The sequence below is a fragment of the Ornithinimicrobium sp. F0845 genome, from assembly GCF_023015765.1.
Classification (GTDB): Bacteria; Actinomycetota; Actinomycetes; order Actinomycetales; family Dermatophilaceae; genus Ornithinicoccus.
The window spans coordinates 394,003-408,801 of sequence record NZ_JALKAL010000002.1; the positions used below are offsets into that span (position 1 = coordinate 394,003).

Annotated in this window: 12 protein-coding genes; 7 read left to right on the forward strand and 5 right to left on the reverse strand. The window is 73.1% G+C overall.

What is annotated here, in order from left to right:
• Positions 1 to 33: 33 nt before the first annotated feature.
• From MWU75_RS05115 to MWU75_RS05135, 5 genes are all read left to right on the forward strand, one after another.
• The gene (locus MWU75_RS05115) at positions 34 to 843 is read left to right on the forward strand and encodes an Asp/Glu racemase (RefSeq protein WP_247088677.1); all 810 of its coding nucleotides are present in this window, start codon (positions 34 to 36) and stop codon (positions 841 to 843) included.
• The gene (locus tag MWU75_RS05120) at positions 840 to 2,081 is read left to right on the forward strand and encodes a M24 family metallopeptidase (protein ID WP_247088678.1); all 1,242 of its coding nucleotides are present in this window, start codon (positions 840 to 842) and stop codon (positions 2,079 to 2,081) included. Before MWU75_RS05115 ends, MWU75_RS05120 begins: the two co-directional genes overlap by 4 nt.
• A 136-nt stretch (positions 2,082 to 2,217) precedes the next feature.
• On the forward strand, positions 2,218 to 3,435 hold the full coding sequence (locus tag MWU75_RS05125) for a PLP-dependent aminotransferase family protein (RefSeq protein ID WP_247088679.1): 1,218 nt from the start codon (positions 2,218 to 2,220) through the stop codon (positions 3,433 to 3,435).
• The gene (locus MWU75_RS05130) at positions 3,432 to 4,616 is read left to right on the forward strand and encodes a M20 family metallopeptidase (protein ID WP_247088680.1); all 1,185 of its coding nucleotides are present in this window, start codon (positions 3,432 to 3,434) and stop codon (positions 4,614 to 4,616) included. The genes MWU75_RS05125 and MWU75_RS05130 overlap by 4 nt, the downstream gene beginning before the upstream one ends.
• Positions 4,617 to 4,944: 328 nt before the next feature.
• Positions 4,945 to 5,175, forward strand: a complete 231-nt coding sequence (locus MWU75_RS05135) for a hypothetical protein (RefSeq protein ID WP_247088681.1) — start codon at positions 4,945 to 4,947, stop codon at positions 5,173 to 5,175.
• A gap of 36 nt (positions 5,176 to 5,211) precedes the next feature.
• On the opposite strand, the gene MWU75_RS05140 is transcribed toward MWU75_RS05135, so the two are convergent.
• Positions 5,212 to 8,118, reverse strand: a complete 2,907-nt coding sequence (locus tag MWU75_RS05140) for an FAD-binding and (Fe-S)-binding domain-containing protein (RefSeq protein WP_247088682.1) — start codon at positions 8,116 to 8,118, stop codon at positions 5,212 to 5,214.
• A 57-nt stretch (positions 8,119 to 8,175) separates the two neighbouring features.
• Between MWU75_RS05140 and MWU75_RS05145 the strand changes: the two genes are divergently transcribed.
• The gene (locus tag MWU75_RS05145; protein WP_247088684.1) at positions 8,176 to 8,904 is read left to right on the forward strand and encodes a maleate cis-trans isomerase; all 729 of its coding nucleotides are present in this window, start codon (positions 8,176 to 8,178) and stop codon (positions 8,902 to 8,904) included.
• A 4-nt stretch (positions 8,905 to 8,908) separates the two neighbouring features.
• Positions 8,909 to 9,619, forward strand: coding sequence for a GntR family transcriptional regulator (locus MWU75_RS05150; RefSeq protein WP_247088686.1), 711 nt, complete (start codon positions 8,909 to 8,911; stop codon positions 9,617 to 9,619).
• A 36-nt stretch (positions 9,620 to 9,655) separates the two neighbouring features.
• Here the strand turns inward: MWU75_RS05150 and MWU75_RS05155 are convergent, their stop codons facing one another.
• From MWU75_RS05155 to MWU75_RS05170, 4 genes are all read right to left on the reverse strand, one after another.
• Positions 9,656 to 10,567: a siderophore-interacting protein gene (locus tag MWU75_RS05155; protein ID WP_247088688.1), complete on the reverse strand. Its 912-nt coding sequence runs from the start codon at positions 10,565 to 10,567 to the stop codon at positions 9,656 to 9,658.
• 14 nt (positions 10,568 to 10,581) lie between these two features.
• Positions 10,582 to 12,771: an iron ABC transporter permease gene (locus MWU75_RS05160; RefSeq protein ID WP_247088690.1), complete on the reverse strand. Its 2,190-nt coding sequence runs from the start codon at positions 12,769 to 12,771 to the stop codon at positions 10,582 to 10,584.
• Position 12,772: 1 nt separating this feature from the next.
• Positions 12,773 to 13,771, reverse strand: a complete 999-nt coding sequence (locus MWU75_RS05165) for an iron-siderophore ABC transporter substrate-binding protein (RefSeq protein ID WP_247088692.1) — start codon at positions 13,769 to 13,771, stop codon at positions 12,773 to 12,775.
• Between the two features lie 89 nt (positions 13,772 to 13,860).
• Entirely contained in the window at positions 13,861 to 14,742 is an 882-nt protein-coding gene (locus tag MWU75_RS05170; protein ID WP_247088693.1) for an ABC transporter ATP-binding protein, read from the reverse strand.
• Positions 14,743 to 14,799 lie beyond the last annotated feature (57 nt).

A 14,799-nucleotide genomic window follows, 5' to 3' on the forward strand; every position in this document is an offset into this window, starting at 1 on the left:
TCAACAATGTGCACTAGCGTGCACCATGTGGACATGAGCACGATGGCAGGTGGCCCCGGAGAGGGCCTGGAGGCGGCGCCAGTGGGCACCGTCGGCGTGGGGGTGATCGTCCCCTACGACTTCGCCCTGGACCGGGAGCTGTGGCGCTGGGTCCCGGACAACGTGACCCTGCGCCTGACCCGGACCCCCCATGCCCCGCTGCCGGTCTCGCTCGAGCAGGCCACCGTCGTGGGCGACCCCGAGGTCGTAGCCCGGTGCACCCAGGACCTGCTCGCGGTGCAGCCGGACGTCGTGGCCTACGCCTGCACGTCCGGCAGCTTCATCAACCTGCACGCCGGCGAGCGCGCCCTGGTCGCCGCCATGGAGGTGGCCGGCGCCTCGCAGGCCGTGACCACGAGCGGATCGCTGGTCCGGGCCCTGCAGCAGCTGGGCGTCTCACGCGTCGCCCTGGCCACGCCCTATGACGCCGCCATCAGCCAGGGCCTGAGCGCCTTCCTGGAGGAGGCCGGGGTCACGGTCACCGCGATGCGTCACCTGGGGCTCGTCGGGCGGATCTGGACGGTGCCCTACGAGGTGACCGCGGACATCGCGCGGCGCTGCTTCACGCCCGACTGCGACGCGGTCTTCATCTCCTGCACCAACCTGCCGACCTACGACATCATCGCCGACCTGGAGGCGGAGCTGGGCGTCCCCGTCCTGACCGCCAACCAGGTGACGTTGTGGGCCGCGCTGCACTCCGTCGGGATCGCGGCCGTGGGTCCCGGTCAGCGGCTGCTCGAGCCACCGTCCCACGGGGCCGGGGTGAGCAGCCCGGGACCGTCACTGCTGGGGGGCCGAGCGTGACCACGACGAGCAGACGCCCGCCGGCCCGGCGCAACCCGACGGTCCCGCCGGAGATCATCCGCCCCTTCACGCTGCGCGAGTTCAAGGACCGCCTGCAGCGGGTGCAGGCGGTGATGGCCGAGCGGGACTACGAGGCGCTGGTGGTGGCCGACCCGGCCAACCTCTACTACCTGACCGGCTACAACGCGTGGTCCTTCTACACGCCGCAGGTCCTCGTCGTCCCGGTGCAGGGGGTGCCGCACCTGTTCGCGCGGGCGATGGACGCCCAGGGGGCTCACTACACGGCAGCGTTGGGGCCGCACCACATCCACGGCTATCCCGAACAGCTGGTCCACCGTCCCGACGCGCACCCGATGGAGTGGGTGACCAAGGAGGCCATCGGTGTCGGGGTGCTGCCGTCGGGGCCAGGTGTGCGCATCGCCGCCGAGCTCGACTCGCACTTCTTCTCCGCACGCGGCTACCTGGCCCTGCGCGACGGGCTGGGCGGAGCGGAGATCGTCGACAGCCAGGAGCTGGTCAACTGGGTCCGGCTGGTCAAGTCCCCGGCCGAGCAGGAGTGCCTGCAGTATGCCGGGCAGATCGCCGAGCACGTCATGCTCACCGCCCTCGGGGCGATCGAGCCGGGTCGTCGGCAGTGCGACATCGTCGCCGACATCCAGCACGCCCAGACCGCGGGCCTGGACCGGCTGGGCGGCGACTACCCGGCCATCGTGCCGATGCTGCCCACCGGAGCGACCGCGGGGACCCCACACCTGACCTGGAGCGACCGGGTGATGCGCTACGGCGAGGCCGCCACGATCGAGCTCGCCGGGGTGCACCAGCGCTACCACGCGCCGCTGGCGCGCACGGTGAGCCTGGGCAAGCCCCCGCAGTACCTGGCCGACTGCGCCTCCGCCGTGAGCGAGGGCTGGCTGGCGCTGGCTGAGGAGCTGCGCCCGGGTCGCACCAGCCACGACGTGCACAGCGCCTTCACCCGGGCCATCGCCAAGCACGGCCTGACCAAGGAGTCGCGGATCGGCTACTCGATCGGCATCGGCTATCCCCCGGACTGGGGCGAGCGGACGGTCAGCCTGCGCGAGGGGTCCGAGACCGTGCTCCAGGCCGGCATGGCCTTCCACGTCATCCTCGGCATGTGGATGGGAGGCTGGGGCTATGAGACCTCAGAGCCGGTCCTGATCACCGAGCAGGGCGTGCACCGACTGACCAGCGTCCCCGGAGGGCTGACCATCAAGACCTGACACACACCACGAGCTCCCTGGCGTGGCCCGAGCCTGCCCCGGGAGTGGCCAGAGCGCGGGCAGAACTTCCCCAAGAATGCGTGGAGCCCGTGCAGAACCTCCCCAAGAATTGGGGTGAGAACGGACGGAAGGCGACATGACTACCCAGCCCCAGACCCTGCCCCTCGCGGAGCGGGCCACCGGCCTCGTCGGATCGGTGATCGACTCCAGCACCTCGCTGCTCGCGAGCCAGACCCACGACATCGTCCGGTTCGCGATGGGCAGTCCGGCCGCCGAGGCCATCCCGACGCAGGTGCTGGCCGAGATCGGCACCGAGGCCATCGGACCGACGGCGGCCGACGCCTTCGACTACGCCGCAACCGAGGGCGACCCGGCGCTGCGCGAGGCGCTCCTGGGCATCCTGGACGGCACCGGGGACGCCACGACCGCCGACCGGCTGACCATCACCTCGGGCGGGATGCAGGGTCTGGACCTGGCCTGCAAGCTCTTCGTCGATCCCGGTGACCTGGTCGTCGTGGAGTCGCCGACCTACACCAACGGCAGCGCCACGGCACTGTCCTACCAGGCCGAGCTCCTCGAGATCCCGGTGGATCACGAGGGCATGAGCATCGACGCCCTGCAGGAGGGTGTCGAGCGCGCAGGGCGCGCCCCGAAGGCCATCTACACCGTCCCCACCTTCCAGAACCCCTCCGGGGCCTCGATGACACTGGAGCGCCGGCACCGTCTGCTCGACCTGGCGCGCGGCTGGGGCAGCGTGGTCATCGACGACGACCCCTACGGGATGCTGCGCTTCGCTGGCCAGCCGCTGCCCTCGCTGCGGGAGCTCGGTGCCGGTGACCCGCTGGTCTTCTCGGTGCGGACCTTCTCCAAGATCGTCGCCCCCGGGCTGCGGGTCGGCTGGGTCGACGCCGCGCCCGAGCTCCAGCAACTCTTGATCAACGCCAAGCAGGCGATGGACACGTGCACCAACCTGCCGGCCCAGCGACTGGTCGCCGGGTTCCTGGCCGGCGGGCACCTCACCGAGCACCTGGAGGTGCAGCGGGCGGAGTACCGGCGTCGCAAGGTGGCCATGCAGGAGGCGCTCACCGAGCACTTCGGGGACATCGCGCACTGGACCGATCCCGAGGGCGGCTTCTTCCTGTGGGTCAGCTTCGACCGGCCGGTCGTCACCGAGGACCTCTTCCCGGTGGCCCTGGCCGAGGGCGTGGCCTACATCCCCGGCAACGCCTTCTCCCCCAGCCAGGCCTTCCCGCACGACCTGCGCCTGTGCTTCGCCTCGACGCCACCGGACCGGATCCGCGAGGGAGTCGCCCGGCTCCGCCGCGCCGTGGACCGCCTCGCCGCGACCACGTGACCACCACGGAGACCGAGCGCCGCGTGCTCGAGCTCATCGACGCGGCAGCGGTCGTCACGCTGACGCAGGATCTCGTCCGGGCACGGGGCCACAACCCCCCGGGTGAGGAGGCCGCGACCGCCGAGGTGCTCGGCGCCGCCTGCCGGGACCGCGGCCTGGACGTGACCGTCGACGACGTGGCGCCCGGCCGTCCCAACGTCTCGGCCACCCTGCCGGGCGGGACAGGACCCGGCCTCCTGCTGCTCGGTCACACCGACGTGGTCCCGCCCGGTGACGGGTGGACTGCCGACCCCTTCGAGGGTGGCCTGCGCGACGGACGCGTCTACGGCCGCGGCACAGCGGACATGAAGGGCGGTCTGGCCGCCTGCGTCGTGGCGATGGATGCGCTGCGCCGCGCCGGGGTGACGCTCTCCGGGCCGGTCGAGCTGGCGGCGCTGGTCGACGAGGAGGAGACCGGACTCGGCATCCGCCACTACATGCGTCAGGACCGGAGCCGGTTCCTCGGGTGCGTCGTGGCGGAGCCGACCGACCTGCAGACGATCATCGCCGCCCGCGGCGACTCCTACGTCGAGATCTCGGTGCACGGGGTGGCCGCCCACTCCGGGCGTCCCGACGACGGCCGCAACGCCATCTACGGCGCCGCCCGCGTCATCGAGGAGGTGCGCCGCTGGCACGGCGAGCTGGCCGCGGACGCCCACCCGCTCGTCGGCCCGTCGACCTGGAGCGTCGGGCTGATCGACGGCGGGCAGGGCACCTCGACGGTGCCGGCGCACGCGCACCTCAGTGCCGACCGGCGCCTGCTGCCCGGTGAGGACGCCGACGCGGTGCTCGCGGCCGTCCGCGCGCGGATCGAGTGCCTCGACCTCGCCGCGGACGACCTTAGCGTCGACGTGAGCATGCCGATGTCGATGCCCGGTTTCGAGACACCCGCCGACCACCCGTTCGTCGTGCTGACCGACGCGGCGCTGCAGCAGTCCGGCGGACCGGGCAGAGAGCTGGCCGGGTGGACGGCCGCCTGCGACGGTGGATTCGTCGCCCGGGACGCGGGCGTGCCCACCCTCGTCCTGGGGCCCGGCTCGGTCAACGACCAGGCGCACCGGCCGGACGAGTCGGTCTCGGTCGAGGAGCTGCTCGTCGCCTCCCGCACCTACGCCCTGGTGGCCCTGCGCATGCTCGGTTGATCTGGCGACGCTAGGTTCGGGCCCATGACCGCGACGGGTGTCGGCCGGGAGCAGGCGGTGGAGGCCCTGAGACGTGCCGTGGGCCGCAGCCGCACCGCGCGCGTCCGGTTCTTCGCCGGGTCGCTGCTCCTCGTGGCTGTGCTCCACGTCGGGTGGATCGTCCTCGACGGCCTCACTCCCGCCCGGCTGGTCGGGGCGGCCGTCTGGCTGGCACTCTTCGGGGCGACCTTTCTCTGGTGGTCCACCCCGCACAGCGAGTACGCCCGACGCCCACGACCCGGCACTCCTGGAACGGACCCTGGCCGGGCACAGCCTCAGCGCCGGCGAGGTGGTCAGGGTCGGGTCCGGGCACCGGCTGACCGTCCGCACCGAGGAGTTCGGCGAGCTGGTCTGGACCACCACACCCGAGGTGGCCGCGGTGCGGGAGGGCGACCATGTGTGGCTCAGCACGCCCGCCCGGCGGGGGCAGAACATCATCGCGATCGCCTCGCGTCCCGGGTCAGCGCCGGTCGTGCTCTGGCCGCTGGGCGCGGCGTGGACCCCGGGACGCTGGGACTGAGAACACCCCGACCCGTCCCGCTGCCGGGCCCGCCGGCTACAGCCCCTCGGCCAGCAGCTCGGCGAGGTGCCGGGCGCGGCGCGGGGTGCCCTGGGCGATCTGGGTGCGGCAGCTGAAGCCGTCGGCGAGGATCTGCGTGTCCGGCCCCGCCTCCCGGACGGCCGGCAGGATCGTGCGCTCCCCCACGGCCTGGGACAGCTCATAGTGCCCCTGCTCGAAGCCGAAGTTGCCGGCCAGTCCGCAGCACCCCTGCTCCGGCTCCACGACGGCGACGCCGGCCGCCCGCATCAGGGCCCGCTCGGCGTCGAACCCCATCACGGCATGCTGGTGGCAGTGCACCTGCACCAGTGCCTCGCCGCCGATCTGCGGCGGCACCCAGTCCGGGGCCCGCTCGGCCAGCACCTCGGCCAGGGTCCGCACCGCTGACGGCAGCCGGTCCACCAGGGGGTGGCCGTGCAGCAGGTGCGCGGCGTCGTGCCGCAGCATCGCGGTGCAGCTCGGCTCCAGCCCCACGACCGGAGTGCCCGCCCCGACCTCCGGCGCGATCACCTCCAGCGAGCGGCGCAGCACCCGCCGGGCCGTCGGCAGCTGCCCCGTCGAGGCCCAGGTGAGCCCGCAGCACACCGGCCCCTCGGGCAGCACGACCTCGAAGCCCGCCACCTCCAGCACGGCCATCGCGGAGGTCCCCACCCCGGGGGTCAGGTAGTTGGTGAATGTGTCCGGCCAGAGCAGCACGCGGCCGCGTGAGCTGGCCTCCACGCCCCGGACCTTGCCGGTGCCGGTGGCAGTATGCCGTGCGCCCAGCTGGCGGCGCAGGCTGCGGGGGGCGAACTGGGGGAGGTCGCGCTCGGGTGCGATGCCGCCGATGCGCTTGATCACCGGGGCGAGCCGGGAGCCCAGCACCGCGTTGGCCACCGTCGGCAGGGCGGTCGCGGCGCGGGCCGACAGCGGCAACCACCCCATCGACCAGTGCGAGCGCGGCCGGGCCCAGGGCCGGCGTCGGTAGTGCTGGTAGGTGAACTCGGTCTTGTAGGTCGCCATGTCGACGTTGACCGGGCAGTCGGTGAGGCAGCCCTTGCAGGACAGGCACAGGTCGAGCGCGTCGCGGACCTCCTCCGAGCGCCACCCATCGGTGATCACGTCGCCCTCGAGCATCTCCCACAGCAGGTGGGCGCGACCGCGCGTCGAGTCCTTCTCCTCGCCCGTCGCGCGATAGCTCGGGCACATGACTCCGCCGGTGGACTGCAGGCACTTGCCGACGCCGACGCAGCGCCGCTGGGCACCGACGAAGCCGTCGCCGTCCTGCGGGAAGGCGGTCAGCGTCAGGACGGTGCGACCGGCCGCCGCGCCGGCGTGGCGCAGGTCGCGGTCCACCGGGAGCGGGTCGACGATCACGTGGGGGTTGAGGGCCCCGCCTGGGTCCCAGGCCCGCTTGACCTGCGTGAACAGGGCATGTGCCTCGGGACCGTACATGCGTCGGACCAGCTCGGAGCGGGCCCTCCCGTCGCCGTGCTCCCCGGAGACAGAGCCACCGAGCGAGACGACCAGGTCGGTGGCCTGCTCGACGAACGCGCGGTACGCCGCGATGCCCTCGGTCGAGACGAGGTCGAAGTCGATCCGGATGTGCATGCAGCCCTCGCCGAAGTGGCCGTAGGAGGAGCCGGAGTAGCCGAAGCGGGCCAGTAGGACGTCGAGCTCGCGCAGGTAGGTCCCCAGCTGGGCGGGCGGCACCGCCGCGTCCTCCCAGCCACCCCAGGCCTCCGCTCCGTCGGCACGGCGGGTCGCCAGGCCGGTGCCGTCGCGACGACACCGCCACAGGACGGCCTGGGCGGCAGGGTCCACGACGACCGAGGCGGTGGCCCCGAGGCCGGCGTCACGCACCAGCACCCCGACCTCCTCGGCCGAGCGGCTGGCTGTCTGCAGGTCCTCGCCGCCGATCTCGACCAGCAGCCACACCCGCCCCTCCGGCAGACCCGCGCCCACCGCCGCCCGGCGCACCTCCTCAGGGAGCCGGTCGACCAGCGTCGCGTTGATCGACTCCATCGTCAGCGGGCCGTAGGGACGCAGGTGCGGGACGCTGTCCGCGGCCGAGGCGCTGTCCGGGAACCCCAGCGCGAGCAGGACCCGCGCCGCGGGTGGCCGCACCAGGGCGACGGTGGCGCGCAGCGTCGTGGCCAGTGTGCCCTCGCTCCCGGACAGCAGGCGCGCCAGGTCGATCCCCTGGTCGGGCAGCAGCCGCTGCAGGGCGTAGCCCGAGATCTGCCGGGTGAAGGTGCCGAACTGCCGCTCGATCAGCCGCTGGTGCTCCCGGCCGAGCGCGCCCAGGGCGCGGTGCAGGTCGCCGGCGACTCCCGGCATACTGCCGATCTCGGTGTCGCGGGACTCCGGTGACCAGCCGGGCGCAGGCGTGCTCAGCTCCAGGCGATCGCCCGCGCCGGTGACCACCTCCAGCGCCCGCACGTTGTCGGCGGTGGTGCCCCAGGCCAGGGAGTGGGCGCCGCAGGCGTTGTTGGCGATCATCCCGCCGAGCGTGGCGCGGCTGGCCGAGGACGGGTCGGCCCCGAAGGTCAGGCCGTGCGGCGCGGCGGCCGCCATGAGGTCGGTGAGCACCACCCCGGGCTGGACCAGCGCGGTCCCGCTGGCCGGATCGAGGTCCAGGATGGCGTTCAGGTGCCGGGCGACGTCCACCACGACGGTCCCGATGGCATTGCCCGCCATGGAGGTGCCGGCCCCGCGCAGGGTCACCGGCGCACCGGCCTCTCGGCACAGGGCGAGGGTCGCCTCCAGGTCGTCCTCGGTGCGGGGCCGCACCACCGCATCGGGCACGACCCGGTAGTTCGAGGCGTCCGCGGCGTAGAGGGCCCGTGCCTGGGGGCCGGTGAGGACCTCCCCCTCCAGCCCGGCACGGAGCCCGGCCACCAGCGCGGAATCGGGTTCCGGCATGGGCGAGAGTCTAATAGTATTGTCGACAATCGCACGACTGCTCGCGAAGGAGGGGACATGCCCACGATCGGCCTGCTCTATCCGGGCCACAGCGCGGAGGATGACTACCCCGCGCTGGAGGTCCGCCTCGACTCCGACCTGCGGCTGCCGCTGGTGCACACCTCGGTGGGCGAGGACGCGCACCGGGTCGACGCCCTGCTCGATCTCGGCGGGGCAGCACGGCTGGCCGAGGGCGCCCGGGCGCTGGTCGAGGCGCACTCCCCCGACTCCGTGATGTGGGCCTGCACCTCGGGGTCCTTCGTCTTCGGCTGGGACGGGGCCCACGAGCAGGTCGCACAGCTGCAGGAGGTCACCGGCCTGCCGACCTCGTCGACGTCGCTGGCGTTCGTGGCGGCCTGCCGCGCACTGGGTCTGACCAGGGTCAGCGTGGCCGCGTCCTACCCGCAGGACGTCGCCGAGCACTTCGTCGCCTTCCTCGGGGCCGGCGGCATCGAGGTGACCGCGATGGGCAGCCACGGCATCGTCACCGCCGCCGAGGTGGGCACGCTGGGTGAGCCGGAGGTGGAGGCCATCGTGCGCGGGGCCGACCTCAGCGGGGGCGCACAGGCCGTGCTGGTGCCGGACACGGCGATGCACACCCTGCAGTGGATATCATCCCTGGAGCGGGCGGCCGGAGTGCCGGTCCTGACCGCCAACCAGGTGACGATCTGGCAGGGGCTGAACCTCCTCGGTGAGGTCCCCGAGATCCAGGACCTGGGCACCCTCTTCACCAGGAGCGGAGACTGATCCGATGGCCACGAAGGCAGCAGAGCGTCGGCTCGCGCCCCGGCATGACACCGCCCGTGGCGCCATGGAGCCGCTGGTGCAGGAGTCGACCCCCAGCATGATCGCCGGGCGGGTGCGCGAGGCCATCGCCTCGGGCCTGATCCCACCCGGGTCCCAGCTGGGCGAGGCCAACCTGGCCCGTGAGCTCGGGGTCAGCCGGGGCCCGCTGCGCGAGGGCCTGCAGCGGCTGACCGCGGAGGGCCTGCTGATCTCGATCCGCAACCGTGGACTGTTCGTCATCGAGATGACCCCCGAGAGGGTGCGGGACATGTACCTCGCGCGGCAGGCCGTCGAGCGGGCCGCCGCCGAGCAGATCCACCAGCGCGACCCGGTCTCTGCCGGCGCGGCGCTGGCCAAGGTCATCGACGTCATGGCCTCGGCCCGCGACCAGCACGCCGAGAGCGCCGCGGACGTGTCCTTCCACGAGCTGCTCGTGTCACTGGCGGCCAGCCCGCGGCTGTCCCGGATGCACGAGATCCTGATCACCGAGACCCGGATGTGCATCCACGCGCTGTCCGACCTGTACCTCCCCGGTGAGGCGGTGCGCGTCGAGGAGCACCGGGCCATCGCCCAGTCGTTCACCGGCAGCGATCCGGCCCTGACCGACGAGCTCCTGGTGGCGCACATGTCCGACGCGGTGCGGCGCCTCACCGACGGGCGGCTCGAGCCCGCCTGACCCGTCACCCGTCGGGTCGACGGTGCTGAGACGGGCTCAGCTCTCAGCGCGACCTGTGCGCCAGTAGCCCATAAACGACACGGACCCGCGGTCGACGCCGAGCTCGCCGACCAGGTGACGGCGCAGCGTCCTGATGACGCCGGCCTCGCCGGCGAACCAGGCGTAGAGCTCCCCGGTGGTCGACTCCCCCGGCACCTCCCAGAGGATCTCCTCGTCCACGTCGACGTCCTCGAGCTCGACGGCCGCGGGCGCGACCCCGCGGGTCTGCGCGGTCAGGGAGCTCGCAGCACCCTGCACCGCCGGCACGAGCAGGGCGCCGTGCGGTTGGGTGCCGCGCGCCAGCCAGGTGACGGTGACCCCGGCCGGGGCCACCAGGTCAAGCCGGTCCGCCTCGTCGGGCACCTCCAGGAAGGCCGCGCCGGTGGAGGATGCCGGGAGCTGGCTCAGGATGACCGCGATGGCCGGCGCCGCGGTCTCGTCGCCGGCGAGCAGCACCGGACGGTCGGCGGCGGGAAGTCGGAACTCCACCCCGCCGTGCGGCCCGTCCGCGACCGCGTTGGGGCCCATGAGCACGGCGGCGTCGCCGACCTGCACGCGGTTGGCCCAGCGCGAGGCCGGTCCGGCGTCGCCGTGCAGCACCACGTCCACGTCGACCTCGCTCACCTCGGGACGCACCGCCCGCGTGGTGTAGGTCCGGATCGGGTTGCGGTGCTCCTCCGGGAGTCCGCGCCACTGCTGGAACCAGTCCTCGCCGCGCGGCAGGTGGGCGTGGCCGCCCTCGGGCGACGGCAGCACCAGCTTCATCCGGGCGTCCAGGCCCAGGTCGGCATACTCGTGCAGGTCCTCCCCGGTGAAGGTCACGCGCAGGAAACTGGGGCTCAGCTGCTCCAGTCGCGCCACGGTGACGTCGAAGAAGCGCCAGGTGGCGACGGCGGTGGCCACGGTCATAGGTGGGTTCCTCCTCAGGTGTCGCTGCCGCGGCTGCGCCACAGCAGGTAGATGAAGTACGGCGTGCCCAGCAGCGCGGTGCCCACGCCCGCCGGGATCTGGATGGGGGCCAGCGCGAACCGGCCGATGGTGTCGGCACCGGAGACGAGGATCGCCCCGAGCAGGATCGCGACCGGGATGACCCTGGTGTGCCGGGCACCGACCAGCGCGCGGGCCGCGTGCGGAGCCACCAGGCCGACGAAGGCGACCACGCCGACCGCGCATACCGCGGCAGCGGTCAGCAGCGCGGCCGCCCCGAGCAGCACCACCCGGGACCGGTCCAGGGCGATGCCCAGGATGCGCGGGGTGTCCTCGTCGAGGGACACCACGTCCAGGTCGCGGCGCAGGGTCACCGCGAGGGGGGTGATGAGCAGCAGGGCGATCGTCACCGGCACCAGGTGGTCCACGGTCCGTCCGTAGGTGGACCCGGCCAGCCAGGTGAGCGCCAGGTTCACGTCCCAGGGCGCGACGACCACGATGACCAGCGTGATGAGGGCGAAGAGACCGGTCTGCACCCCGACCCCGATGAGCACCAGGCGGGTGGAGCTGAGACCGCCACGGTGGGCCAGCAGGAAGACCAGCGCGGTGACCGCGATGGCCCCGGCGAACGCGGCCCCCGACATCGCCCAGACGCCCACGCCCGGCACGAGCAGGATCATGACCACGGCACCCAGGCCGGCACCGGCGGTGACCCCCAGCAACCCCGGCTCGGCGAGCGGGTTACGGCATACTGCCTGGACGATCGTGCCCGCCAGCGCGAGTGCGGCGCCGGCCAGCAACGCGGCCAGCACGCGGGGCATCCGGCGGCCCATCTCCAGGGTGACCTCCCGGCCGGAGACCCCGTTCAGCCAGTTCGCGACGTCCCCCATCAGGATCAGCCGGTCGCCGAGCAGCACGGCCAGGACCGTGGCGCCGACCAGGACCAGGGACGCCACGGCGAGGACGGAGACGACGACGCGCCGGGTCCGGGGGCGGCCCAGGTGCTCGCTCGTGGTCGACAGGGCCGGGCCGGTGTCGGGCAGGCGGCGGGCGAACCACACGAGCAGGGCGGCGCCGAGCACCGAGGTGACCACGCCCGTCGGCACCGCGGCCGTCATCGTGGGCGGGACCAGGCTGCGCAGCAGGACGTCCGCGCCGAGGGTGACGACCACGCCCATCAGGCCGGCGAACGGGAGCAGCACGACGTGCTTGCCGAGCCCGGGGACCCTGCGGGCCAGGAGCCGCGCGAGCAGGGGTGCGGCGAGGCCGACGAAGCCGATGGGACCGGCGACAGCGACCGCGACCGCGGCCAGCAGGACCGCCACCAGGACCGCCGTGACGCGGCTGCTGCGCACCGACACCCCGAGGACCGCGGCGGCGTCGTCACCGAGTGCCAGCAGGTCCATGCGGCGTGCCATGAGCACCGCCGCCAGCATGCCGAGCAGCACCACCGGCAGGGCCAGGGCGACGGTGCGGTTGCCGGACTGGGTGATCGAGCCGGCGCCCCAGGCGAACAGCCCCATCGACTCCTGCTCGTTGAGGATCAGCAACAGGGTGACCACGGAGTTCAGCGCCATGGAGATAGCGGCACCGGCCAGGATCAGCCGGCTCGGCCCGGCGGCGCCACCCCGGGCCAGGGCGAGCACGAGCGCCGCTGCCACCAGCCCGCCGACGAAGGTCAGGCCGATCTGACCGTAGAACGGCGCGGCGATCCCGAGCACCGCCACCAGGACCACGGTGAGGTAGGCGCCGGCGTTGACGGCGAGGGTGTCCGGTGAGGCCAGCGGGTTCCGGGCGATCGACTGCAGCAGGGTCCCGGAGAAGCCGAGGGCCACACCCACCAGGACGCCGGCCAGCAGGCGCGGCACCCGGGAGGCGATCAGGACGGCCGCGGTCTGGTCCATCCCCTCCCCGCCCGTCGCCCAGTGCCACAGCTCGGCGGCGCCGACCGGGGAGGTCCCCTGGGTCAGGTGGACGGCCGCGATCAGCAGGCCGAGCAGGGTGACGGCCAGGAAGGCGCCGGCGATGCTCGCCGGAGCTGACCGGGTGCCTGGGGCGCCGCCCCCCTCTGCGCGGCGCCCCAGGGACCGGCCCGCCCGGCGTGCGGGCCTCTCCGGGGTGCGCGCACCGCCCCGACCTGCCTCCAGGACGGGGTCGGCGCTCGCGCGGGTGTGCGTGTCGGTCACCTCACTGCGTCAGCGCGTCGACGGCCGCGTCGATGAAGGCCGCGCCGGACTCCGGGCCACCGAACATCCAGATACCGTCCGGGAGACGGTGCACGGTGCCGGAGGTGACAAACGGGAGCTGCTCCCAGATCGCGTTGCCCTCCACGCCCGCGGTGAACGGGTCGTCCTCGCCCGATGCGTCGTTCGCGACGTACATGAACTGCACGTCCTCCAGCGCGGTGAGTCCCTCGATGTCGGTCTGCGCCAGGCCATAGTCCGGGTCGCCGCCCTCCGGCCAGGCGTTGACCATGCCGAGCTCCTCGCCGATGGCGCCGAAGTAGGAGCCTGGGGTGTACATCCGGACGGACACCACGCCGTTGACGATCCAGCCGTCGGCCATGGTGAACTCCGCACCGTCCAGGCCCGCCTCGGCGATCGCGGCCCGCCCCTCGGCCAGCTTCTCGTCGAAGGTGTTGAGCGCCTCCTCGGCCTCGGCCTCCCGGCCCGTGGCGGCGCCCAGCAGCTCGACCGTCTCACGCATGTAGCCCAGCGGGTCCTCGGCGTCCGAGCCCCGCACGGTCAGCACCGGCGCGATGTCCTCGAGCTGGGCGATGACGTTCTCCGGGATGTCCGTGGTCGTGACGATGAGGTCGGGGTCCAGGGCGGTGATGTCGCTCATGCTGGGCTCACCACGGGTGCCGACGTCGGTGGTGGCCTCGGGGTCCAGCGGCACCACGGTCGCCCAGGTGTTGTAGCCCTCGACGTCGGCCTGCCCGACCGGCACGATCCCCAGGGTCAGCAAGTTCTCGGTCAGGCCCCACTCGAGTGACACCACATCCTCGACGCGACCATCGAGCGTGTGCTCCCCGCGCTCGTCGGTCAGGGTCACCGGCCCTCCGCCCCCCGCGTCCTGGGTGTCGCCGTCGTCGGTCGCGGCGTCCTCGGTGGTGCCGCAGGCGGTGAGGGTGAGTGCCGCAGCGACGGCAAGGCTCGCGACGTGGACTGGGCGGGGCAGATGCATGCTGGGGTGCCTTCCTGAGTATGCCGTCCACCGGGCTCGGTGGACGTGCTGCGGTGCGTTCCGTGGTGGGACGCGTGGTGGGTCGGGCGTCAGCCGGCGGCCAGAGCGCCGACGGGATCGACGGTCGCGACCTGGGCGCCCTGCGCCGACGACGCGGCCGGGCTCGCGTGCCGGCTACGCGGCTCGCAGACGGGGCGCCCGTTCAGCGGGTGCAGGTGGACGTCGACGTGGAGGCCGTAGACCTCGCTGAGCAGCTGGGAGGTGAGCACGTCACCGGGCTCACCGCTCGCGCGGACCTCGCCGTGGTGCAGCAGCACGACGGTGTCGGCCACCAGCGCGGCCTGGTTGAGGTCGTGCAGGACGACGCCGACGGCGACACCGTGCTCGGTGGCCAGGTCACGCACCAGGTCGAGCAGCTCCACCTGATAGCGCAGGTCGAGGTGGTTGGTCGGCTCGTCCAGGAGCAGGACGCCGGTGTCCTGGGCCAGACAGGTGGCCAGCCAGACCCGCTGCAGCTCACCGCCGGACAGCTCGTCGACCCCACGCTCGGACATCTCGTCGACTCCGGTGAGGGCCATGGCCCGCTCGACCGCGGCGTTGCCGTCGGGGTCGTTGGCGCGGAACCGCCCGCGGTAGGGGTGTCGCCCGAACCCGACGACGTCCCGGACCGTGACGCCGCCCGGGGTGGGCCGGCTCTGCGAGAGCATCGTGACACGCCGCGCGAAGTCCTTGGCGTGGAGCGCCTGGATGTCTGCCACATCGGACAGGGACACCGTGCCCCCGTCCGGGCGGTGCAGCCGGGCGAGCGAGCGCAGCACCGTCGACTTGCCTGACCCGTTGGGGCCGATCAACGCGGTCACGTGACCGTGCCGCAGCCGTAGGTCGGCGCCGTGGACCACCTCGTGGCCGCTGTAGGACAGCCGCAGGCCAGCACCAGCCAGGGCGTGAGGGACGGTGTCGCCGGAAATCATTAGGTAAGGCTAACCGAACCTAGATACGTCCCGCCACCTTGCCGTTAATAGCCCACC

Coding starts and splice junctions, on each gene's coding strand:
- MWU75_RS05125 (WP_247088679.1), top strand. CDS start 2,218: ATGACTACCCAGCCCCAGACCCTGCCCCTCGCGGAGCGGGCCACCGGC.
- MWU75_RS05155 (WP_247088688.1), bottom strand. CDS start 10,567: ATGACCGTGGCCACCGCCGTCGCCACCTGGCGCTTCTTCGACGTCACC.
- MWU75_RS05165 (WP_247088692.1), bottom strand. CDS start 13,771: ATGCATCTGCCCCGCCCAGTCCACGTCGCGAGCCTTGCCGTCGCTGCG.
- MWU75_RS05150 (WP_247088686.1), top strand. CDS start 8,909: ATGGCCACGAAGGCAGCAGAGCGTCGGCTCGCGCCCCGGCATGACACC.
- MWU75_RS05145 (WP_247088684.1), top strand. CDS start 8,176: ATGCCCACGATCGGCCTGCTCTATCCGGGCCACAGCGCGGAGGATGAC.
- MWU75_RS05170 (WP_247088693.1), bottom strand. CDS start 14,742: ATGATTTCCGGCGACACCGTCCCTCACGCCCTGGCTGGTGCTGGCCTG.
- MWU75_RS05115 (WP_247088677.1), top strand. CDS start 34: ATGAGCACGATGGCAGGTGGCCCCGGAGAGGGCCTGGAGGCGGCGCCA.
- MWU75_RS05140 (WP_247088682.1), bottom strand. CDS start 8,118: ATGCCGGAACCCGATTCCGCGCTGGTGGCCGGGCTCCGTGCCGGGCTG.